Source organism: Mannheimia indoligenes, assembly GCF_036880405.1.
In the GTDB taxonomy this organism is placed as follows: Bacteria; Pseudomonadota; Gammaproteobacteria; order Enterobacterales; family Pasteurellaceae; genus Mannheimia; species Mannheimia indoligenes.
In genome coordinates this window covers 85,630-107,636 of sequence record NZ_JBAJJM010000008.1, presented here as the reverse complement: position 1 = coordinate 107,636, position 22,007 = coordinate 85,630, and the positions used below count along the sequence as shown (strand labels likewise).

The 22,007-nt window shown below is 40.6% G+C and carries 20 protein-coding genes; 9 read left to right on the top strand and 11 right to left on the bottom strand.

Annotated elements, in window-relative coordinates:
• Window position 1 precedes the first annotated feature (1 nt).
• Window positions 2–931: an AEC family transporter gene (locus V6W77_RS07045; protein WP_334254211.1), complete on the top strand. Its 930-nt coding sequence runs from the start codon at window positions 2–4 to the stop codon at window positions 929–931.
• 72 nt (window positions 932–1,003) lie between these two features.
• Here V6W77_RS07045 and V6W77_RS07040 read toward each other — a convergent pair whose 3' ends face one another.
• Window positions 1,004–1,513, bottom strand: coding sequence for a peptidylprolyl isomerase (locus V6W77_RS07040; protein ID WP_334254210.1), 510 nt, complete (start codon window positions 1,511–1,513; stop codon window positions 1,004–1,006).
• A 159-nt stretch (window positions 1,514–1,672) separates the two neighbouring features.
• Here V6W77_RS07040 and cysS point away from each other — a divergent pair, with 159 nt between their 5' ends.
• From cysS to metQ, 8 genes are all read left to right on the top strand, one after another.
• Entirely contained in the window at window positions 1,673–3,052 is a 1,380-nt protein-coding gene (gene cysS, locus V6W77_RS07035; protein WP_334254209.1) for a cysteine--tRNA ligase, read from the top strand.
• A 284-nt stretch (window positions 3,053–3,336) separates the two neighbouring features.
• Entirely contained in the window at window positions 3,337–4,845 is a 1,509-nt protein-coding gene (putP, locus tag V6W77_RS07030; protein ID WP_334228983.1) for a sodium/proline symporter PutP, read from the top strand.
• A 278-nt stretch (window positions 4,846–5,123) separates the two neighbouring features.
• Window positions 5,124–8,720 (top strand): bifunctional proline dehydrogenase/L-glutamate gamma-semialdehyde dehydrogenase PutA, encoded by a 3,597-nt coding sequence (gene putA, locus V6W77_RS07025; RefSeq protein ID WP_334254208.1) that lies wholly within the window; start codon window positions 5,124–5,126, stop codon window positions 8,718–8,720.
• 268 nt (window positions 8,721–8,988) lie between these two features.
• A complete protein-coding gene (gene metN / locus V6W77_RS07020; RefSeq protein ID WP_334254207.1) occupies window positions 8,989–10,023 on the top strand; it encodes a methionine ABC transporter ATP-binding protein MetN in 1,035 nt (344 codons plus the stop codon).
• Window positions 10,013–10,690: a methionine ABC transporter permease gene (locus V6W77_RS07015; RefSeq protein WP_025216909.1), complete on the top strand. Its 678-nt coding sequence runs from the start codon at window positions 10,013–10,015 to the stop codon at window positions 10,688–10,690. The genes metN and V6W77_RS07015 overlap by 11 nt, the downstream gene beginning before the upstream one ends.
• A gap of 21 nt (window positions 10,691–10,711) precedes the next feature.
• Window positions 10,712–11,539 carry a MetQ/NlpA family lipoprotein gene (locus tag V6W77_RS07010; RefSeq protein WP_334236134.1) on the top strand — a complete coding sequence of 276 codons (828 nt, stop codon included), beginning with the start codon at window positions 10,712–10,714 and terminating at the stop codon, window positions 11,537–11,539.
• 94 nt (window positions 11,540–11,633) lie between these two features.
• Window positions 11,634–12,464 (top strand): MetQ/NlpA family ABC transporter substrate-binding protein, encoded by an 831-nt coding sequence (locus tag V6W77_RS07005; protein WP_188156701.1) that lies wholly within the window; start codon window positions 11,634–11,636, stop codon window positions 12,462–12,464.
• 78 nt (window positions 12,465–12,542) lie between these two features.
• Window positions 12,543–13,334 carry a methionine ABC transporter substrate-binding lipoprotein MetQ gene (gene metQ, locus V6W77_RS07000; RefSeq protein ID WP_025235578.1) on the top strand — a complete coding sequence of 264 codons (792 nt, stop codon included), beginning with the start codon at window positions 12,543–12,545 and terminating at the stop codon, window positions 13,332–13,334.
• 45 nt (window positions 13,335–13,379) lie between these two features.
• Here the strand turns inward: metQ and V6W77_RS06995 are convergent, their stop codons facing one another.
• The 10 genes from V6W77_RS06995 to V6W77_RS06950 all read right to left on the bottom strand — a co-directional run bounded on the left by V6W77_RS06995 (window position 13,380) and on the right by V6W77_RS06950 (window position 21,793).
• On the bottom strand, window positions 13,380–14,015 hold the full coding sequence (locus V6W77_RS06995; RefSeq protein WP_334254206.1) for a lipoprotein Hlp: 636 nt from the start codon (window positions 14,013–14,015) through the stop codon (window positions 13,380–13,382).
• A gap of 62 nt (window positions 14,016–14,077) precedes the next feature.
• Complete coding sequence (locus tag V6W77_RS06990) at window positions 14,078–14,659, bottom strand: lipoprotein HlpB (protein ID WP_334254205.1); 582 nt, start codon at window positions 14,657–14,659, stop codon at window positions 14,078–14,080.
• A gap of 139 nt (window positions 14,660–14,798) precedes the next feature.
• Window positions 14,799–15,983, bottom strand: a complete 1,185-nt coding sequence (locus V6W77_RS06985; protein WP_334254204.1) for an FAD-dependent monooxygenase — start codon at window positions 15,981–15,983, stop codon at window positions 14,799–14,801.
• Window positions 15,984–16,070: 87 nt separating this feature from the next.
• A complete protein-coding gene (gene rapZ, locus V6W77_RS06980) occupies window positions 16,071–16,937 on the bottom strand; it encodes an RNase adapter RapZ (RefSeq protein ID WP_283385565.1) in 867 nt (288 codons plus the stop codon).
• A 12-nt stretch (window positions 16,938–16,949) separates the two neighbouring features.
• The gene (locus V6W77_RS06975) at window positions 16,950–17,477 is read right to left on the bottom strand and encodes a PTS sugar transporter subunit IIA (protein WP_334228980.1); all 528 of its coding nucleotides are present in this window, start codon (window positions 17,475–17,477) and stop codon (window positions 16,950–16,952) included.
• 44 nt (window positions 17,478–17,521) lie between these two features.
• On the bottom strand, window positions 17,522–18,247 hold the full coding sequence (lptB, locus tag V6W77_RS06970) for an LPS export ABC transporter ATP-binding protein (protein ID WP_025235584.1): 726 nt from the start codon (window positions 18,245–18,247) through the stop codon (window positions 17,522–17,524).
• 9 nt (window positions 18,248–18,256) lie between these two features.
• Window positions 18,257–18,763, bottom strand: coding sequence for a lipopolysaccharide transport periplasmic protein LptA (gene lptA / locus V6W77_RS06965; RefSeq protein WP_025235585.1), 507 nt, complete (start codon window positions 18,761–18,763; stop codon window positions 18,257–18,259).
• A 23-nt stretch (window positions 18,764–18,786) separates the two neighbouring features.
• Window positions 18,787–19,371 carry an LPS export ABC transporter periplasmic protein LptC gene (gene lptC, locus V6W77_RS06960; RefSeq protein ID WP_334228979.1) on the bottom strand — a complete coding sequence of 195 codons (585 nt, stop codon included), beginning with the start codon at window positions 19,369–19,371 and terminating at the stop codon, window positions 18,787–18,789.
• Between the two features lie 146 nt (window positions 19,372–19,517).
• Window positions 19,518–20,321 (bottom strand): exodeoxyribonuclease III, encoded by an 804-nt coding sequence (gene xthA / locus V6W77_RS06955; RefSeq protein ID WP_334248553.1) that lies wholly within the window; start codon window positions 20,319–20,321, stop codon window positions 19,518–19,520.
• Between the two features lie 95 nt (window positions 20,322–20,416).
• Window positions 20,417–21,793: a Na+/H+ antiporter family protein gene (locus tag V6W77_RS06950; protein WP_334228978.1), complete on the bottom strand. Its 1,377-nt coding sequence runs from the start codon at window positions 21,791–21,793 to the stop codon at window positions 20,417–20,419.
• Window positions 21,794–22,007: the final 214 nt, after the last annotated feature.

Here is a 22,007-nt window from a genome sequence, read left to right as displayed (position 1 = left end):
AATGGATATCGCACTTTTATTAGCAGACAAAATTTTACAACTTACCTTAATGGTTCTGTTAGGCTACGTTATTGTAAAAACGAAACTTTTAACTTCAGAACAAAGTTATCCAATTTCAATTATCGGGCTTTATATTATTAGCCCGGCAATGCTGATAACAGCCTTTCAAGTCGATTACACCACCGAAACGCTTAATGGTTTATATCTTGCCTTTGTTATCTCAATCATTTTCAGTGCATTGTTGATTTTATTGGGCTGGATACTCAAGAAAAGTGCGAAATTAGATAATATTGAACAAGCCACAACCATTTATTCCAATTCAGGAAATTTAATTATTCCAATTGTAGCTTCTCTTTTGGGACCTGAATGGGTTATTTATTCCACCGCTTTTATTGTCGTGCAAAGCGTCCTGTTTTGGTCGCATTTACGGGCTTTAATCTGCGGTAAAGGTAGTGTACCGTTGAGAAAAATTATCTTAAATATCAATATTCTTGCCATTATTGTGGGAATGGCGTTATTCCTCTTGCATATTAAGTTACCAACAACGATTGCCAGCACCTTGTCCGGTTTAGGCAATATGATCGGACCTTTATCAATGCTGGTTGCAGGTATGCTAATTGCCGCAATTCCATTTAAAGAAATTATTACCGATAAACGGATTTATTTGATTACATTTCTGCGTTTAATCTTTATTCCGCTGATTCTATTAGGTGTGATTAAATTATGTGGTTTTGAAAACTGGGTTATTAATGGCGAAACCATTGTGATGATTACCTTTCTTGCTACAATCAGCCCTTCCGCCGCCACTATCACACAAATGGCGGTTGCCTACGGGCAAGATGCTAAAAAGGCGAGTGCAATTTATGGAGTTACCACTCTATTATGTGTGTTTACGATGCCGATAATTATCTGGCTTTACCAAATCACATAACAAAACAAGCGGTTAATTCCTTGCAAAATTTTGCAAAAATTTAACCGCTTGCTTATATCTAAATCAAGTAAATTAAGCCACAGTAACAGACTCAATCACCACATCTTCTTTTGGCACATCTTGGTGGAAGCCTTTATTACCGGTTTTTACGCCTTTGATTTTATCTACAACGTCCATTCCCTCAACCACTTCGCCGAATACTGCATAACCCCATTCTTGCACCACGGTTTTACCAAACATCTCTTTTGAACGGTAATCTAAGAACGTGTTATCTGCCACGTTGATGAAAAATTGTGAGCTTGCTGAATGTGGATCAGAGGTACGAGCCATCGCAAGTGTGCCACGTTTATTGCTTAAACCGTTGCTTGCCTCATTTTGAATTGGGGCTTTGGTTGGTTTTTCGGTCATTCCAACCGTCATACCGCCGCCTTGAATCATAAAGCCATCAATTACACGGTGGAAAATCGTGCCGTTGTAAAAGCCTTCTTTGCAGTAATCTTCAAAGTTTTTCGCTGTGATTGGGGCTTTGTCAAAATTTAACTCGATTCTGATGTCGCCAAAGTTGGTGTGTAATGTAATCATTCTGTTTTCCTCTATAAATGTTAGGGTAGAAATAAATTCGCCCGCTATTATTAAAAAGTTTCAGCCAAATTGCAAAAAAATCTCAAAATCAGACCGCTTATTCGCTATACTTAGCCGTATTTTTGAAAAAATGACACAAATTTGAGAAATGGGGACTTTATGCTCAAAATTTATAACACCCTAAAACGGGAAAAAGAAGAATTTAAACCGATTAATCCTGAGCAAGTGGGAATGTATGTTTGCGGAGTTACTGTGTACGATCTTTGCCACTTCGGACACGGCAGAACCTTCGTTTCTTTTGACGTGATTGCACGCTATTTGCGTTATAGCGGTTATAACCTGCGTTATGTTCGCAATATTACCGATGTGGACGACAAAATCATCAAACGTGCGTTAGAAAATAACGAAACTTGTGATGAGCTAGTTGAGCGAATGATTGCAGAAATGCACAAAGATTTTGACGATTTAAACATTCTTCGCCCAGATGTTGAGCCACGAGCGACCAAGCATATTCCTGAAATTATTGCGATGGTGGAAAAGCTGATTAAAAACGGCAATGCCTATGTAGCTGCAGATGGCGATGTGATGTTTGATGTGGAATCGTTCCAAAAATACGGTGCGTTATCTCGCCAAAATTTAGAGCAACTGCAAGCCGGTGCAAGGGTTGAAATTAAATCAGTGAAGAAAAACCCAATGGATTTCGTGCTTTGGAAAATGTCGAAAGAAGGCGAGCCAAGCTGGGAAAGCCCGTGGGGCAACGGTCGTCCGGGTTGGCATATCGAATGTTCGGCAATGAACAGCAAAGAGCTGGGCGAGCATTTTGATATTCACGGTGGCGGTGCGGATTTAATGTTCCCACACCACGAAAACGAAATTGCTCAATCTTGCTGTGCTCACGGTGGTGATTATGTCAATTATTGGCTACACACCGGAATGCTCACGATTGATAAAGAGAAAATGTCGAAATCGCTCGGCAACTTCTTCAGTATTCGCCATATGTTAGGCTTGTACGATGCGGAATCGCTGCGTTATTTCTTCTTAACCGCCCATTACCGCTCGTTATTAGATTACAGCATTGATAACCTTGATTTAGCCCGTTCAGCTCTTGAGCGTTTATATACCGCTCTGCGTGGCTGCGATGTATCAGGAGCAGCCATTGGTGGCGAGCAATATGTGGACGCTTTCAAAACCGCAATGGATGATGATTTCAACACACCGGGAGCATTAGCGGTATTATTTGAAATTGCCCGTGAAGTGAACAAGCTCAAAACCGAAGATATGGAAAAAGCCAACGGTTTAGCGGTGCGTTTAAAAGAACTTGCCGGCGTGTTAGGTTTACTGGAGCAAGACCCTGATGCCTTCTTAAAAGGCGAGGCAAATGCCGATGAAACCGCTGAAATCGAAGCGTTAATCAAACAACGTAATGAAGCTAAAGCCACCAAAAACTGGGCAGTTGCCGATGAAGTGCGAGATAAACTCAAAGCGATGAACATCGTACTTGAAGACACCCCAAACGGTACAATTTGGCGTAAGGCGTAAGTTCAGTATAGGAAGACTTTAAAGGCAGTAGTATATTAAGGGTTGATTTTGAGACATCAGAATCAACCTTTTTTCTTCTTTCATCTATATTTGTGCAGTAAAGTAGATTATTTTGAACTAATACGATTCACTTTATGTGGGGTAGATCACATTTTGTTAAAAAAATGTATAAATATGTTGCTTTTGTTGCGGTTTTTTTGATAAAAAGTACAAGAAATTAATACTTATTTGGTATAAGTAATTGATTAACGGATTTCAACAAATAATAAATATGGGAGAGTCCTATGTTCGGTTTTGATCCTACCACCACCACATTTCTGATTTATATTTTCGGAATGATCGCTATCGGCTTTATTGCCTATCGTTTTACTCACAACCTTTCTGACTACATTCTCGGCGGTCGTCGTTTAGGGGCGTTTGTTACCGGCTTATCAGCTGGGGCATCGGATATGTCCGGCTGGCTTCTAATGGGGTTGCCGGGTGCTGTGTATGCTGCCGGTCTGGTCGAAGGTTGGATTGCCATCGGCTTGACTGTCGGTGCGTATTTAAACTGGCTGTTTGTTGCCGGTAGACTACGCATTCATACTGAATTTAATGCCAATGCTTTAACTCTGCCAGACTATTTCCATCACCGTTTCGGCGATAAAAGTAAAATCCTGAAAATTGTTTCTGCAGCGATTATCCTGTTTTTCTTCGCAATCTATTGTGCCTCTGGTGTTGTAGCCGGTGCTCGATTGTTTGAAAACCTATTTGGTGTACCGTATTCTACTGCCCTTTGGTATGGTGCATTGGCAACCATTATTTACACATTTATCGGTGGTTTCCTGGCAGTAAGTTGGACGGACACTATTCAAGCCACGCTAATGTTGTTTGCTTTATTTCTCACCCCGATTTTTGTACTGATCCAGCTTGGTGGTTTTGAACAGACTCACGAAGTTATTGTGCAAGCAGGCAATGCGGTCAATAAAGATTTCACTGACCTGTTCACCGGTACTACCTTTATCGGTTTATTAAGTCTTTCTGCGTGGGGCTTGGGCTATTTTGGGCAACCACATATTCTTGCCCGTTTTATGGCGGCAGACAGCGTAAAATCCATTCCGAATGCCCGCCGTATTTCGATGATTTGGATGATCATCTGCTTATTTGGTGCAGTTGGTATTGGCTTCTTTGGTCAAGCTTATTTCTTTGCTCATCCTGAACAAGCTGGTATCGTCAGTCAAAATCACGAACAAGTGTTTATTGAGCTCTCCAAATTGTTATTTAACCCGTGGATTGCCGGTATCTTACTCTCTGCGATTTTAGCGGCAGTAATGAGTACTTTAAGCTGTCAGTTGCTTATCTGTTCAAGTGCGATTACCGAAGATTTCTATAAGGGCTTTATCCGCCCGAACGCCACACAAAAAGAGCTAGTCTGGCTCGGTCGCTTAATGGTGCTGGCAATTTCTGTATTAGCGATTGTACTTGCTCAAGACCCAAACAGCAAAGTATTAGGTTTGGTGTCGTATGCGTGGGCGGGTTTCGGTTGTGCTTTCGGACCGGTGGTCATTTTATCTCTGTTTTGGAAACGAATGAATGCTGCCGGTGCACTTGCTGGAATGCTGACCGGTGCGTTAGTGGTAGTATTCTGGAATGATATTGTGCCTAATAGCGGAATTTATGAAATGATCCCAGGCTTTATCCTTGCAATGATCGCGATCGTAGTGGTTTCTCTAATTACTCCAGAGCCTCGCCAAGAGATCGTGGCTACTTTTGAAAATGCTGAAAAAGCCTATGAAACTGAAATGAGCAAATAGCAAAAAACGGCTGCCTGTCTAGGCGGCTGTTTTTTTATATTTTTGAACAAAAGGTGAATGTAAATTTTCAATGGTATTTTCTCCCTCTGAGTTATGAGAAGTTAGTAATGATTTGGCAGTAATCACTTCTATCGAACCTCCTCCGGTTTCTCTTTGCTCATAAATAGGGGGAATATTTTAATAAGAATGTACATTTTCATAAATCATCACAACAAGCGGTTTCTTTTACAAAAAAATTAGTAAATTCTACCGCTTGCATTACAAAATAAGGAAAAACTATGCCATACCAACTCTTACCGAATACGACTATCCGTCCTGAATTGAGTCGTTATTATCGTTTTGACGAGCAAACTCTCGTGCAAAACCTGCTGGAACAAGCTCGTTGTGATGAGCACGTAGACAGCATTAAAAAGCTTACTACCCAATTAGTCGGCAAAGTCCGTACCTCACGTAAAAAGGCGAGTGGGGTAGATGCGTTAATGCACGAATTTTCCCTTTCCAGCCAGGAAGGCGTGGCATTGATGTGTCTTGCAGAAGCGTTATTGCGTATTCCGGATAAAGCTACCGCTGATAAACTCACTCGAGATAAAATCGCCAAAGGTGATTGGCGTTCGCACACCGGAAACAGTCCATCACTGTTTGTGAATGCGGCAGCGTGGGGCTTGGTGATTACTGGCAAACTGGTTTCTACCCACAGCGAAAGCTCGCTCTCATCTGCTCTTTCCCGCCTGATTTCCAAAGGTGGTGAGCCGTTAATCCGCAAAGGCGTAGACGTTGCGATGCGGATGCTCGGCAAACAGTTTGTAACTGGTGAGACCATTCAAGAAGCGATCAAAAATGGCGAGAAACGCTTCGCAATGGGTTACCGTTACAGCTACGATATGTTGGGTGAAGCGGCATTCACGGCGGAAGATGCCAAACGCTACTATGCCGACTATGTCGCTTCCATTCACGCGGTTGGTGCAACCTCTAAAGGCTTGGGAGTGTATAAATCGTCGGGCGTATCAGTCAAACTCTCCGCTATTCACCCTCGCTACTCGCTGGCACAACATCAACGGGTAATGGACGAACTCTATCCACGCCTGAAAGACCTGTTTTTACTGGCGAAAAACTACGACATTGGCTTGAATATTGATGCCGAAGAAGCCGACCGTTTGGAGCTATCGCTCGATTTAATAGACAAACTGCTTGCCGATCCGGATTTAGCCGGCTTCAACGGCATCGGCTTTGTGGTGCAAGCCTACCAAAAACGCTGCCCCTATGTGATCGAACATTTAATCAATACCGCCCGTAAAAACAACCGCCAACTGATGATCCGTTTGGTGAAAGGGGCATACTGGGATACCGAAATCAAACGAGCCCAAACGGACGGTGCGGAGGGCTATCCGGTATTCTCTCGCAAGGTGCATACCGATTTAAACTACATCGTCTGTGCGAAAAAACTACTTGCCGCACAAGATGTGATCTACCCACAATTTGCTACTCACAACGCCCAAACTCTTGCTACTATTTACCACTTGGCACAGGGCAAACGTTTTGAATTCCAATGCTTGCACGGTATGGGCGAAAGCCTGTACGATCAAGTAGTTGGTAGCAATAACTTGAATGTACAGTGCCGTATTTATGCCCCTGTCGGCACTTACCAAACCCTGCTCGCCTACTTGGTACGTCGCCTGTTGGAGAACGGTGCGAACAGCTCGTTCGTCAGCCAAATTGTTGATGAAAATCTGAGCATTGATGATCTCGCCCAAGATCCGGTGCAAAAAGCAACGCCAACTCAAGGTACAATGCACCCGAAAATCCCAATGCCGGTGGCACTGTTCGGCGACGCTCGCCCGAATTCCAAAGGCTATGATTTAACCGATTCAATCAGCCTGCAAACCTTAGAAACTCACCTGAACGAACTGGCGAAACAGCAATATATTGCTGAGCCACAGCTTGCAATCGGTACAACAAGCGGTCAGAAAAGCCGAAAAATTTACAATCCGGCAAACGTAAACGAGTTAGTCGGAGAGGTGGTGGACGCAACCGAAACCGATGTGGCAAACGCCTTTGATGCGGCGGAACAATTCCAAAGCGAATGGGCGAACACTTCGCCTGCGACGCGTGCCGAGTGCCTAGAAAAAATGGCGGATTTAATGGAAGCGAATATGCCGCAACTGTTCGATTTAGCCGTGCGTGAGGCAGGCAAAACACTGAACAACGCGATTGCCGAGGTGCGTGAAGCGGTCGATTTCTGCCGTTATTATGCAAAAACTGTTCGTAATAATGTCGAAGCCTACCGCAACCCACGCGGTGTGGTGGTGGCGATCAGCCCGTGGAACTTTCCGCTCGCGATTTTCGTAGGTGAAGTCTCATCTGCCTTAGTTGCTGGTAACGTGGTGTTGGCAAAACCTGCCGAGCAAACCTCGCTGATGGCACATTTCGCCGTAAACCTGTTCTACCAAGCCGGCGTGCCGAAAGCGGCGTTGCAATGCTTGCCGGGTAGCGGAAAAACCGTTGGTGCGGCATTGGTGGCAGATAAGCGCGTGAACGGCGTGATTTTCACCGGCTCAACCGATACGGCGAAGAACATCAACCGTAATTTGCAGAAAAATGAGAAAATCGTACCGCTTGTCGCCGAAACGGGCGGGCAGAATGCGATGATCGTGGACAGCTCCGCACTGGGCGAGCAAGTTGTGGCGGATGTGCTGAACTCGGCGTTCGACTCCGCAGGGCAACGCTGTTCCGCACTGCGTGTGTTATATCTGCAACGTGATGTTGCCGACCATATTCTCACCATGTTAAAAGGCGCAATGGCGGAGCTGAAAGTCGGCCGCCCGCAACAGCTCACCACGGACATCGGCCCGGTGATCGACAAAGTGGCGCAACAACGCTTACTCGACCATATCGACAATCTCAAAACATCGGCGAAAAGTTGCTATCAGGTTGCGATCGATCCGGAAATTGAGGTGAACGGCATTTTCGTGCCGCCAACCGTTCTGGAAATCGACCACATCAGCCAGCTCAAACACGAAGTCTTCGGGCCGGTATTGCACGTTATTCGTTTTGATGCCGATAAGCTCGACCAAGTGATCGCCGACATCAACTCGACCGGTTTTGGTTTAACCAGTGGTTTGCATAGCCGCATTGACGAAACGGTCGAACGCTGGTTGGCGAGCATTCACGCGGGTAACCTGTATGTGAACCGTAATACTGTTGGTGCTGTAGTTGGAGTGCAACCATTTGGCGGAATGGGCTTGTCAGGAACCGGTCCGAAAGCAGGGGGACCGCTTTACCTGCAACGTTTGGTAAACCGCAATGAGTGGACGCTTAACGGCTTGGAAGGCAGTGTACAAGCGGTCAATTTTGGGTTAGAAAATGCAATTCGTAATGTATTAAGTGGTACAGAGCAGCAAGCAGCACTCGATTTAGTAGCCAGTCTGACCCGTCAATCGCCGCTTGGCAAAATTTACCCGATGCAGGGCATCACCGGCGAGAAAAACTACCTCACGCTGGTCGCCCGTCCGCAAATCGCGATTGGAAAAGGCACGCTTGCCGAGCAGGTTCAAGCACTGATTGCGATTGTAATTGTAGGTAGCCAAGCGGTGGTTGAACGCGGCAGCGAACTGGCGAAATACGCCGCCCAGTTCGACGGAAAGGTGCTGGTAGTGGATGATTTCAACAGCCTTGACCAGTTGAGTGTCTTGATCGTGATTGATCCGCTTTCGGTCGAAGAAAAAACTCACCACGCCGAACGCAGAGGTGCGATTTTGACCTACATCGACAGCCTTGATTTAGCCCTTTCGTTGCTGCCACTTGTTCACGAAAAAGCAATTAGTATCAATACTGCTGCCGCAGGTGGTAATGCGAGTTTGATGAGTGAGATGGATTAAGCTATAAATATAAAATGATGAGGCAGCTCAATTTGAGCTGTCTTTTTTATTTAATAGCTTATTATTTATATACTTATAAAAATGATAAAGGGTATTTTTTCAGTTATGATGAAAACCAGTCATACAAAACCTCAATTTATTTCAAGTGCAATCACTTATTTTATGCGTTATGCTTATTTGGAATAAAAAAATTAGGTGAGTTGATTGACATAGCAATCTAGACGTCTAAAATAGCGAAGAAATAATTTTAATTAATGTGGATAGAAAAATGATTCAGCTGAAAAATATCAGCAAGCAATTTGAGGTAAAGGGTAAAAAAATTACTGCTCTGGATAATGTGAATCTGGATGTTCCTAAAGGCACGATTTATGGTGTGATTGGGGCTTCAGGTGCGGGCAAGAGTACCTTAATTCGTTGCGTAAATTTATTAGAACGCCCGACAATGGGACAAGTGATTGTTGATGGGCAAGATTTAACTGCAATGTCGGACAAAGAGCTGATTTCCGCTCGCCGTAATATTGCGATGATTTTCCAACATTTTAATTTGCTTTCTTCTCAAACGGTATTTGAGAACGTGGCGTTATCACTGCGTTTGAGCAACACTCCGAAAGCCGAAGTTGAGAAAAAAGTGAATGAATTATTGGAATTGGTGGGCTTAACTGATCGCAAAGATGTTTATCCGGCAAATCTTTCGGGTGGGCAAAAACAGCGTGTTGCGATTGCCCGTGCGTTGGCAAGCGATCCGCACGTTTTGCTTTGTGATGAGGCAACCAGTGCGTTAGACCCAGCAACCACGCAATCTATTCTGCAATTATTAAAAGATATTAACAAGCGCTTAGGCTTAACCATTTTGTTGATTACTCACGAGATGGAAGTGGTGAAACGTATTTGTGACCGTGTGGCGGTGATTGATAAAGGGCAGTTGATTGAATCTGGCTCGGTGAGCGAAATTTTCTCCAATCCGAAAACCGAATTGGCTCAGAAATTTATTCAATCAACTTTCCATTTTGAATTGCCACAGGAATATACCGAGCAGCTTTCGGCAACGCCAAGTGAGAACAGTAAGCCGATTATTAAATTTGAATTTACCGGCCGTTCGGTTGATGCACCACTTCTTTCAACCGCATCGAAAAAATTTGGTATTGATTTCAGTATTTTAATGTCACAAATTGACTATGCCGGTGGTGTGAAATTTGGTTTTGTGATTGCAGAAGTAAGCGGTAATTCGGATGCGATTGCAGAAGCAAAATTTTATTTGATGGATAATAATGTAAAAGTAGAGGTGTTAGGCTATGTGGGCTGATTTTTTGAGAGAGATGACGCCACAAATGTGGGGCTTAGTGTGGGAATCTACTTTTGAAACCATTTATATGGGCTTTGTGGCGACGGCATTAGCTGTCATCATTGGTTTGCCGATTGGTTTTTTAGCTTTTTTAACAGGTAAAGGTGAAATTTTAGAAAACCCAAGATTACATCAAATTTTAGATGTGATTATTAATATCGGACGTTCTATTCCGTTTATTATTTTATTGATTATTTTATTACCTGTTACCCGTTTAATTGTGGGTACAACTTTAGGAACAACGGCGGCGATTGTGCCGTTAAGCGTATCAGCAATTCCGTTTTTTGCTCGCTTAACGTCTAATGCGTTATTGGAAATTCCATCAGGTTTAACTGAAGCAGCAAAATCAATGGGGGCAACCAATTGGCAAGTAGTAACTAAATTTTATTTACCGGAATCTTTGCCGATTTTAATCAATGGTATTACTTTAACCTTAGTGGCTTTAATCGGTTATTCTGCAATGGCAGGTGCTGTAGGCGGCGGCGGGTTAGGAAACTTGGCAATCAGTTACGGGGAGCACCGTAATATGGTTTATGTAAAATGGATTGCAACAATCATTATTGTGGCGATTGTGATGGTAAGCCAGAAATTGGGCGATACTTTAGCAAAACGTTACGATCATCGTTAATTTTATTAAATAGGGGTTTTTATGAGTTTCAAGAAAATTTTAGGTGTGGCATTAGTTTCTGCATTAGCATTAACTGCGTGTAAAGATGAGAAAAAAGCAGAGCCTGCAGCAGCAGCTCCTGCATCTGCAAAAATTAAAGTAGGGGTAATGTCAGGTCCTGAACATACTGTTGCAGAACGAGCCGCACAAATTGCTAAAGAAAAATACGGTTTAGACGTAGAATTTGTTCTATTTAACGACTACGCATTACCAAATACGGCGGTAAGCAAAGGTGATTTAGATGCTAACGCATTCCAACACAAGCCGTATTTAGATAAAGACAGCCAATCAAAAGGCTTAAACAACTTAGTAATTGTGGGGAACACTTTCGTTTATCCGTTAGCCGGTTATTCTAAAAAAGTGAAAAATGTTGCTGAATTGGCAGAGGGTGCTGTGATTGCCGTACCAAACGATCCATCTAACTTAGCCCGTGCGTTAATTTTATTAGAAAAACAGGGGTTAATTAAGTTAAAAGATAATACTAATTTATTCTCAACGTCAGTAGATATTATTGAGAACCCGAAAAAATTAGAAATTAAAGAAGTAGATACTTCAATTGCTGCAAAAGCATTAGATGATGTGGATTTAGCGGTAGTGAATAACACTTATGCAGGTCAAGTTGGCTTAAATACTCAAGATCACGGTGTGTTTGTTGAGTCTAAAGATTCTCCGTATGTGAATATCATTGTTGCTCGCCAAGATAATAAAGATGCAGACAACGTACAAAACTTTATCAAGTCTTACCAAACTGAAGAAGTGTACCAAGAAGCACAAAAACACTTCAAAGATGGTGTAGTAAAAGGTTGGTAATTTTCTGTTTTTTCATATTAGCGATTAATCGCTGAGCTTTATCTCTAAGGTTAATCGCTTTTTATTTTAAAACTCTTATATAGGAAGAACTCAAATGAACTTTAAAAAACTATTAGGCGTAGTGTTAGTATCTGCTTTAGCATTAACCGCCTGTAAAGAAGAAAAAACACAAGCAGCGGCAGAACCTGCAAAAGCGGAGAAACAAGCTCCGTTAAAAGTTGGCGTAATGACCGGTCCTGAAGCACAAATGACCGAAGTTGCAGTGAAAATTGCAAAAGAGAAATACGGTTTAGAAGTGGAATTAGTTCAATTTACTGAATACACACAACCAAACGCAGCATTACACGCAAAAGATTTAGATGCAAACGCTTTCCAAACTGTGCCTTATATGGAACAAGAGATGAAAGATCGTGGCTATAAATTAGCGATCATCGGTAACACTTTAGTATGGCCAATCGCGGCATACTCGAAAAAAATCAAAAATATTTCTGAGTTAAAAGAGGGGGCTCAAGTTGCGATTCCAAATAACGCAAGTAATACCGCTCGTGCGTTATTATTACTTCAAGCACACGGCTTGTTGAAATTAAAAGATCCGAAAAATGTGTTTGCAACGGAAAATGATATTATTGAAAACCCGAAAAATATCAAAATCGTCCAAGCTGACACCGCATTATTAACCCGTATGTTAGACGATGTGGAATTGGCGATCATCAATAACACTTACGCAGGTCAAGCAGGTTTAAGTCCGGATAAAGACGGTGTTATTGTTGAATCAAAAGATTCTCCGTATGTAAATTTAGTGGTGAGCCGTGAAGACAACAAAGATGATCCACGTTTACAAACCTTTGTGAAATCATTCCAAACCGAAGAAGTATTCCAAGAAGCGTTAAAATTATTTAACGGCGGTGTGGTAAAAGGTTGGTAATTTACCCCTATTAAGATGAGTAGTAGTGCGAGCTACTGCTCATTTTTTTAGATAATAAATCTTAAAAAAGGAGACATTATGAAATTGAATAAAATTTTAGGTGTAGTTGCAATTTCTGCACTATTTTTGACTGCTTGTAATGATAAAGCGGAGAAGTTAAAAGTTGGCGTAATTTCAGGTCCTGAACACAAAGTAATGGAAGTAGCGGCAAAAATTGCGAAAGAAAAATATAACCGTGATGTGGAGCTGGTAGTATTTACCGATTATGCAACACCAAATGAAGCTTTAAATAAAGGTGATTTAGATTTAAATGCGTTCCAGCACAAACCGTATTTAGATAACCAAATCCAAGAAAAAGGTTATAAATTAGTACCGGTTGGAAATACCTTTGTTTACCCGATTGCAGCATATTCTAAGAAAATTAAATCTTTAGAAGAGTTAAAAGATGGAGATACTGTAGCTTTGCCAAATGATCCGACTAATTTAGCTCGTGCATTAATTTTGCTAGAAAAACAAGGCTTAATTAAATTAAGAGCCGAAGCCGGTTTAAAAGCAACCAGCGTTGATATTATTGAAAATCCTCGTAAGTTAGTCATTCAGGAGATTGAAGCTCCGCTTTTACCTCGTACTTTAGATGATGTTGCATTTTCTGTTATCAATACTACTTATGCTGGACAAAGTGGTTTAACACCAACCAAAGATGGGTTATTTGTAGAAGATAAAGATTCTCCTTATGTGAACCTGATTGTAGCTCGTGAAAATAATCAAAATTCAGACGCTGTAAAAGATTTTGTGAAGGCTTATCAAACAGAAGAAGTCTATAATAAAGCAAATGAAGAGTTTAAAGGGGCGATGGTAAAAGGTTGGTAACTTGAATGAAGAATAAGGCATAGCGAAAAGCTATGCCTTATTTTTTTACTTTGTTGTTGCTTCTGTTGGGGCTGTATTAACAGGAGCTGCTTCTTGAGGTTTTGTTTCTGCTGGGGTTACTTCAGGTTGAGGGGCTGGAGCATATTTTGCCTTTAATTCATTTTCCAATTTCTGCCCTTCTTCTGCTAACTGATTAAGTTTAGTTTGCAATTCGCCAAAAGCTTTATGGGCTTCAGGGGTTGGATTTTTCTCCATATTCGCCCCTTCAATAATCATTTGAGTACCTAAAGTGAGTACTTCTAATGTTTTATCTTTCAGAGCTTTTACTTCACTATGTTGAATATTCAGTGCTTCAGCACTTGTTTTAATGCTGTCGAGTTGTGTGAGTAACGTTTTATTAACCGTTTCTTGCATAACCGCAGGGTCAGCTTTTTGTTTGTCTGTAAGACCATCTGTTGCAGTTTGAATAGCATCATTCAAAGCTTTTTCTTGAGCGTCTTGCCAATCACGGAAGGTTTTGTAATCTTCTGCTCCGGTATCTACCGGCTTAACTTCTTCTTTTTTTATTTCAGAGGCTTGTACTTGCTCTGTTTTTTGTTCGGTTGGCTGAGTCGGCTTTTCGCAAGCGGTCAAAAAAACTGCAAATAATGCAGATAAACTAATTTTAGAAAGAGTGTTCATAATCGTCCTTAAGTCCGTAAAAAAAGCTAGAGCAAAATCTCTAGCTTTCGATATTATACTAATTATTTAGCTGAAAATCTTTTTTCTACTTCAGCACTGATTCTTTGTAGCTCAGTATTAATTTCGATTAATGCTTCAGATTTTTTCTGTGCTGATTGTTTTAGTGCTTCATCAGCTGGATTAGACAGCACTTTTACTTGTTCGTTAAGTACTTCGCTTGAAAGTGTTAGGGCAGATTTGCTTTTTTCTTTTAGCTCTTTAAGTTGAGCATCAGATAGATCAACAGCATCTAAACTTTTTACGGTATCTTCAACTTTTTTGTTAAATGCAACTAATCCTTCTTGCATTTGTTTAGGATCTTGTGTTGCTAATTTTTGTTGTAATTCAACTTGTGCTGCTTGCATTGATTTCTCTTGTTCTGCATTCCAAGCGGCTAATTTTTGATAGTCTGCTTTTGCTGCTTCGCTTGGAGCTTCAACTATCATTTCAGCCTGTTTTGCAGTTTCTGTAGCCGGAGTAGCTGCCGGTGCTGCTTCAGTTGTTTTTGCCGGTTCTGTTGCAGGTGATTTTTGTGCCGGTTTATCACAAGCTGCTAAAAATAAAGCGACTAAAGCGGTTGCACTGATTTTAGTAAATTTGTTCATTAAAATAATTCCTTAAAAAGATGAAAATAAACCCCAAAGTGTAAAAAGGGGCAGTTATTGTACCAACTAATAGACAGGCAGTCTTAATATTAGTTCATAAAAGATGAAATCTTTACGCTATTTCAATCTAATTTACATTCTATAGGTAAATAGCTTGTTGAATTAATAACTTTTTGGCAAAAGGGAGTTGATTTGTCAGACTTAAGCCAACGCCTCTTACCAATTTTTTTAATGGGTGATTGCCATTGAAAAGCTGTTTTAACCCTTCCATTGTTGCTAATAATTTTACGGCTTCAGCTTTACGTTCCCGCTCAAATTGGCGTAAATGACGATATTCACCAATATCTTCATCATTAGCGAGATGTTTTTGAATTTCTTGAGCAAGTGTGAGAGCATCCGCAAATCCTAAGTTTACACCTAAGCCAGCCAGGGGGTGGATAGTGTGAGCCGCATCGCCAATTAATGCAATGCGAGGCTGTGCAAAATCACGGGCAAAGCGTGCGGTAAGCGGGTAAATTTCGCGTAAACTTTGCAATTCGCATAAGCCAAGTTGATTATCAAAGGCAATGCTTAGGGTTTTATTAAAGTCGTGCTCGCTGCAATCGCTCAAGGCTTTGGCTTTTTCTGGTGGTAATGACCAAACAATTGAGCAAAGATTTTCATCTGCCATTGGTAAGAAAGCCAAAATGCTATCTTCAGCAAAGATTTGACGAGCAGTTTTATTATGCTTTTCCGTTGTCTTTACATTACACACTAAGGCAGTATGTTGATAATCTTTGCTGGTTAAGGGGATTTTAGTTTGATTGCGAACCCAAGAATTTGCCCCATCAGCACCTATTACTAATTTAGCTGAAATCATCTCGCCATTATCAAGTGTTAAAAATGCCCCATTTTCGCTTACACCTAATGTTTTCGGGGTTGCAACAATATATTCCACGTTTGATTGCTTAGAAATCTGTTGCCAGAGTACGTGTTGAATAACCGCATTTTCAATAATAAAGCCAAGTTGTGATAAGCCTAACTGCTTAATTTCGGCATCGTTATTATCGAAATGAATGTTGGCAAAGCTGTCTTTTTCCCAAACAAACATTTCAGTATAAGGGGAGAGGCGATGTTCGGGAATTTGTTGGAATGCTCCAATTTGCTCCAACATTTTTTGGCTTGAGGCATTGATAGCACTGACTCGATGGTGAGTTTTGCTATCATCAAATTGAGGCGTGTTTTTTTCAATGATTTTAATTTGGCAGTTGGTCTCTTTTAATAGCCCGGCAAGAGCAAGTCCAACCATTCCGCCACCAATAATAACAATATCTGTAGATTTCATAACTGATTGCATTTCAACATTTACAAGCGGTCAAATTTTCTCTAAAAATTGCAATTTATGGAAAAAATTTAACCGCTTGTAGCTCAACTAATTAGAGGTTTTCTTATGGTGTTTTTCCAAACTTTTATGGCGAATTTGTACATTCTTACCTTTTGCTTGAAAATATTTTGCCAATTGCTCGGCAATAAATACAGAGCGGTGTTTCCCACCGGTACAGCCAATCGCAATAGTCAAATAGCTACGATTATTTTTCTCTAACATTGGTAGCCACATTTCTAGATAATTGCGTGTTTGGTAGATGAAATTATGTACATCGGTTTGGCGTTCTAAAAAATCGATCACCGGCTGTTCTAAGCCCGTCATAGGACGAAGCTCTGGATTCCAATGTGGATTTGGCAAAAAGCGAACATCAAACACATAATCGGCATCGGCAGGTAAACCGTATTTAAAACCGAAGGATTGGAAAATAATTTTGAGTTCTTTATCGCTAGAACCTTGTAATAAATGACGTAGATTTTCTGCCAACTCGTGTGAAGAGATATTGCTGGTATCGATAATATAGTTAGCATTTTGTACTAATGGCTCAAGCAATTTCCGTTCGAGATCAATCGCTCCTTCCAATGAAAGATCATTTTGTGTGGAAAGTGGATGAATGCGGCGAGAGTCGCTATAACGGCGAATGAGCGTATTACGATCACAATCTAAGAAAATCAGCTTAGTATTTAAAGGTTCAAGCTGAGTAAGTAATTCTTCAATGGCATTAGGCGTATTCGGCAGATTGCGAATATCTAAGCTAATGACCGCAGAACGGTTTTCTTGAGTAAGATAGTAAGTTAAGGTTGGAATTAAGGCTAAAGGAATATTATCAACGCAGTAATAGCCTGCATCTTCTAATGCTCTTAATGCCACTGACTTACCGGAGCCGGAATGCCCACTGATAATGATTAACTCCATATTGCCTCACTATTATTCTTCATCTTTTGGGTGATTATCAGCATACACCAAAATTTGCCAAATATCCTCTGCTGATTCTGCTGCTCGGAGCTGTTTTAATAAGGATTTATCCGCTAATTGTTTCGCAATTTGTGGCAAGCAGCTCTTATATTGTTCGCAGCTATTTTCAGGAAACATAATCGCATAAATAAGATCAACATCTTTGTTGTCTTGTGCTTCATAATCAATGGCTTCTTCTAATTGCAAAAATACCGCAATTGGTTTGTCTAAGGTTAAGCCGTTACAAGCGGGTAATTTTGCGTGGGGAAGTGCAATACCTTGATTTAAACCTGTTGAACCTAATTTTTCACGCTTAAATAAGTTAGCAAAACAATCAATCGGGCAGACAGATTCATTTTGTGCTTCTGCTTGTGTTAAATGAGGTTGATTAATGGATTCAGCTACAACCTTTCCGACTAGCTCTAACGCCCTCTTTTTACTGGAAACCAACACGCCTTGACGAATGTTTTCAGGGCTTAAAAATTCCGTTAATTTTGTCATAATTTTTCATCTAAAGATGAAATCCCCTAAAAAGGGGATTTTAGTTAAAGTTTGAATTGATCGCCTAAATAAACACGTTTTACATCAGGATTTTCAAGCACTTGCTGTGGCGTACCGCTGGCTATCATTTCACCACTCCCCACAATATAAGCACGTTCGCATACATCTAAGGTTTCACGCACGTTATGGTCGGTGATCAGAACACCTAAGCCACGCTCTTTTAAATTCACAATGATTTTTTTAATATCAATCACGGAAATAGGATCAACTCCGGCAAAGGGTTCATCTAACAGAATAAATTTCGGATTTGCCGCTAAAGCACGGGCAATTTCCACTCGGCGACGCTCCCCACCGGAGAGCGATTGCCCTAAACTGTTGCGGATATGCTCAATATGAAATTCTGAAATCAACTCTTCAGCACGGTCTTTGCGTTCTTTATCATTAATGTCTTTACGCACTTGTAGCACGGACATTAAATTATCATACACGCTCAAACGGCGGAAAATAGAAGCTTCTTGCGGAAGATAACCAATGCCTTGCTTTGCACGGTCGTGCATTGGTAATGTGCTGATATCTTCATTATCAATGCGGATTGTGCCGTGATCGTGGCGAACCAAGCCAACAACCATATAGAAAGTAGTTGTTTTACCCGCACCGTTCGGACCAAGCAAGCCAACAATTTCACCTGATTTTACATTCAGACTCACATCTTTGACGACTTGGCGTTGTTTATAACTTTTTGCTAAATGTTCTGCATAAAGTACAGACATAGATTAACCCTATTTTTTCTTATTATCTTGAAGTTCGTTTGGAATTAACACGGTTTTCACGCGTGATTTACTGCCACTTGTCGCTTTAAGTTGCTGCTTTTTCACATCATAAGTAATTTTATTTGCTCGAATAAAGCTACCTTGCTGTTTTAATTCAGCATTGCCGATTAAGGTTAAAAATTCTGAATTTAAATCGTAATGAACACTACTGCCTTTACCATTTACAGGTTTGCCATTATCTAAGGTTTGCTGGAAGGTAACCGGCGAACCAGTAGCATCAATTGTCTCTTTTTTCCCCTCTTGACGAGTAATTTTTACATTCGCAGCGGTTACTTTAATGGAGCCTTGTGTAATCACTACGTTATCGCTAAAGGTAACGATATTATTCGTCATATCTAAAGATTGGCTGCCTGAATCAATATTAATAGGCTGATCAGTATCACCTTTTAACGCATAAGCTGAAAAACTGCTACCTAGTAACATCGTTACTAAAATAGATTTAAACATTAATTTCATTTTTATTCCTTTTGAAAAGCAAATTATTCTTTTGTTTCTTTAATAATAGTCGGTTCAATGTAAGATTTTACCTCTTTTTGTAAGGTGGCAACTTGTTGTTTTAAGTTACCTTTTAATCCAACCCCTGTTGTTGTAAAGCCCGAGCCTATTGATTTGACCGCACTTTCGGTAAAAATATCCTGCGTGTTTAAATCAACGGTTAAAGTATCCGTAGTGATCTGTTGTAAACGAGAAGCAGGATCTAACGCATCGAGTTTGATATTACCCTTTAAATTTAACATTTTTTCTTTGGTAATTTCAGCGTAATCAGCACTCACTTTCCACTGTTTTTGCGTGGATTCTTTTGCAAAAAGTTCAATAAAAGGTTTAAAAAACTCGGTTCGCTCGGTGGATTCATAACGTTTGATTTCTGTAGCCTGAGCGAAATATTGTGGATTGCCTTTCAAATCATAAACTGTAGTGGACATTTTATTCCCTACATATTCAGGCTGCCCTTCCTTTTTAATCAGCTGATCAAGCCCTGTGTTATCTTTCTCTTGTAAGCTGTAATACCAACCGCCGAGTATGGCAACAATAATCAGTAAAATAACGGTTAAGCGTGTATTCATAATCTAAATATAGTCTAAAAATAGTGTTTGATTGTAGCACAAATTTGAAAAGGGATATAGTATGATGTGAAAATGCAAAAAAGTGAGAAAAAACAACCGCTTGTGAAAGTACTACAAGCGGTTAAAAAAGTAAATTTTTTTGCAAATTATTTAAAAGTTGCCCAAACAGGGGAGTGGTCAGATGGTTTTTCCATCGCACGAATTTCTAAATCAATTCCTGTTTCTACACAACGCTCAGCCAGTGATTTTGAGGCGAGAATTAAATCAATACGCAAGCCGCGATTGTCGTCAAAACCTTTAGAGCGATAATCAAACCACGAGAATTTATCATTTACCTCAGGGTTTGCAGCACGGAAAGTATCGATTAAACCAAAGCTGTGTAAACGCTCTAGCCACTCACGCTCTTCGGGTAAAAAAGAACATTTTCCATCACGTAACCAACGCTTGCGATTGACTTCACCGATGCCGATATCCAAGTCGGTCGGGCTGATATTCATATCGCCCATAATGATGATTGGATTTTCCGGCTTTAACTCAGTTTCCAAGTAGTGTTGCAAATCGGCATAGAATTTCTGTTTAGCCGGGAATTTGGTTTCGTGGTTACGGTTTTCTCCCTGTGGGAAATAGCCGTTTAATACAGTTAAAACGCCAAAATCGGTTTCAATATCTGCCATAATCATTCGCTTTTGAGCATCTAACACATCGGTTGGGAAACCTTTACGCACTGCAAGCGGTTCTTTTTTCGTTAATAGAGCAACGCCATAATGCCCTTTTTGCCCGTGATGGAAAACGTGATAACCCAAATGATTGACTAAATCGTAAGGGAAATCTTCATCAGCCACTTTGATTTCTTGTAAGCCGATTACATCAGGCTGATGTTTTTCGATAATTGCTTCAAGTTGATGCGGTCTGGCACGCAAGCCATTGATATTAAAAGAGATAAATTTCATTGAGTATCCTAAGATTTTGCAAAAAATAGATGAAAATAGACCGCTTGTCATCTCTGCAAGCGGTCTGATTTTGCGAAAACTTTGCGTATTATAACTTAAAGTGTCATTGCTGCAATCCAGCCGAACACTAATAATGGAATATTAAAGTGGATAAAGGTTGGTACAACAGAATCCCAAATGTGGTCGTGCTTGCCGTCAGCGTTCAAGCCTGATGTTGGACCAAGCGTTGAGTCAGAAGCCGGTGAGCCAGCATCGCCTAATGCGGCTGCTACACCCACAATCGCCATTGTAGCAAGTGGTGAGAAACCAAAAGACACACAAAGTGGCACGTAGATTGAGGTAATAATCGGCACGGTTGAGAATGATGAGCCAATCCCCATTGTGATGAATAAGCCAACTACAAGCATTAATAGTGCTGCCATTTCTTTTGATGAGATAACATCACGCAGGCTTTCCACTAATGCAGGTACACCACCGGTTGAATTAACCACGCCGGCAAAGCCTGAGGCTGCAATCATTACAAAACCGATCATTGCCATTAAACGTAAGCCGGCTTGGAACACATCGTTGCTCTCTTTTAATTTGAATACGCCACCTAAGGCAAAAATCACTAAACCAACTAAACCGCCGATAATGGTTGAATTTGTCGCTAATTGCACAGAACAGGTTGCGATAATTGCTAAAATACTAATTCCAATATGGAAAGGTTTAACGTTAGCTACTCGAGTTTCAATATCATCAACAGTTGGTTCAGGTGTATTTTCTGCATACACACGAGGTTTGCGGTATGACACAAAGAATGCAAAAAGTAATCCTACGATCATACCTGATACCGGTATAAGCATTGCTTTTGTCATTTCAGCGGTTGTAGTTACCAATTGGAATGGCTCACCTGCTTGGTTAATATTTTTAACTAAGATACTTTCAATGAAGATTTGACCGAAACCTGCCGGAATTAACATATAAGTGGCGGTTAAACCAAATGTTAAAGCACAAGCAACCGCACGGCGGTCAATCTTTAATTTATTCATCACGCTTAATAGTGGTGGAATTAAGATTGGAATGAAAGCAATATGAATCGGAATTAAGTTTTGTGAAGACATTGCAAAGGCAACTAACACAAATAGTACAATATATTTAAACCACGTTACGGAGCGACCTGATGGGCTGTGTCCGAATGATTTAATCACTTTATAAGCTAATAAATCGGTTACACCTGATTTTGAAAGAGCTACTGCAAAAGCACCAAGCACGGCATAGTTCATTGCAGTTTCTGCACCACCACCTAAACCACCGGTAAAACTTTTTATAGTTTTTTGTAGTGCATCAGTAAATCCGACACCTTCAACACCTAAATTGCCGATTAAGCCACAGGTAAGTGCAGAAATAATAAGAGCGATTACCACGTTAATTCTAAGCAAGCTCAGTACTAACAATACGATAATCGAAATAAAAACTTCGTTAGATAGCATTGTGTTTGTCCTTAAGTAATAAAAATAGTATTTAATTTACCCCAAAAAATAGAGTTGTCGAGAATTTTTTTTAAATTAGGGAACTTTTTTGAAAATTAACATTGGAGTAATGCTATCAATATTTATTTTTTTGATATAGATCTCATTTTTGATTTTTGAGATTTGCTAAAATTAACTACCATTTTTGAGGTATTTCGTATTAGATAGAGGCTGT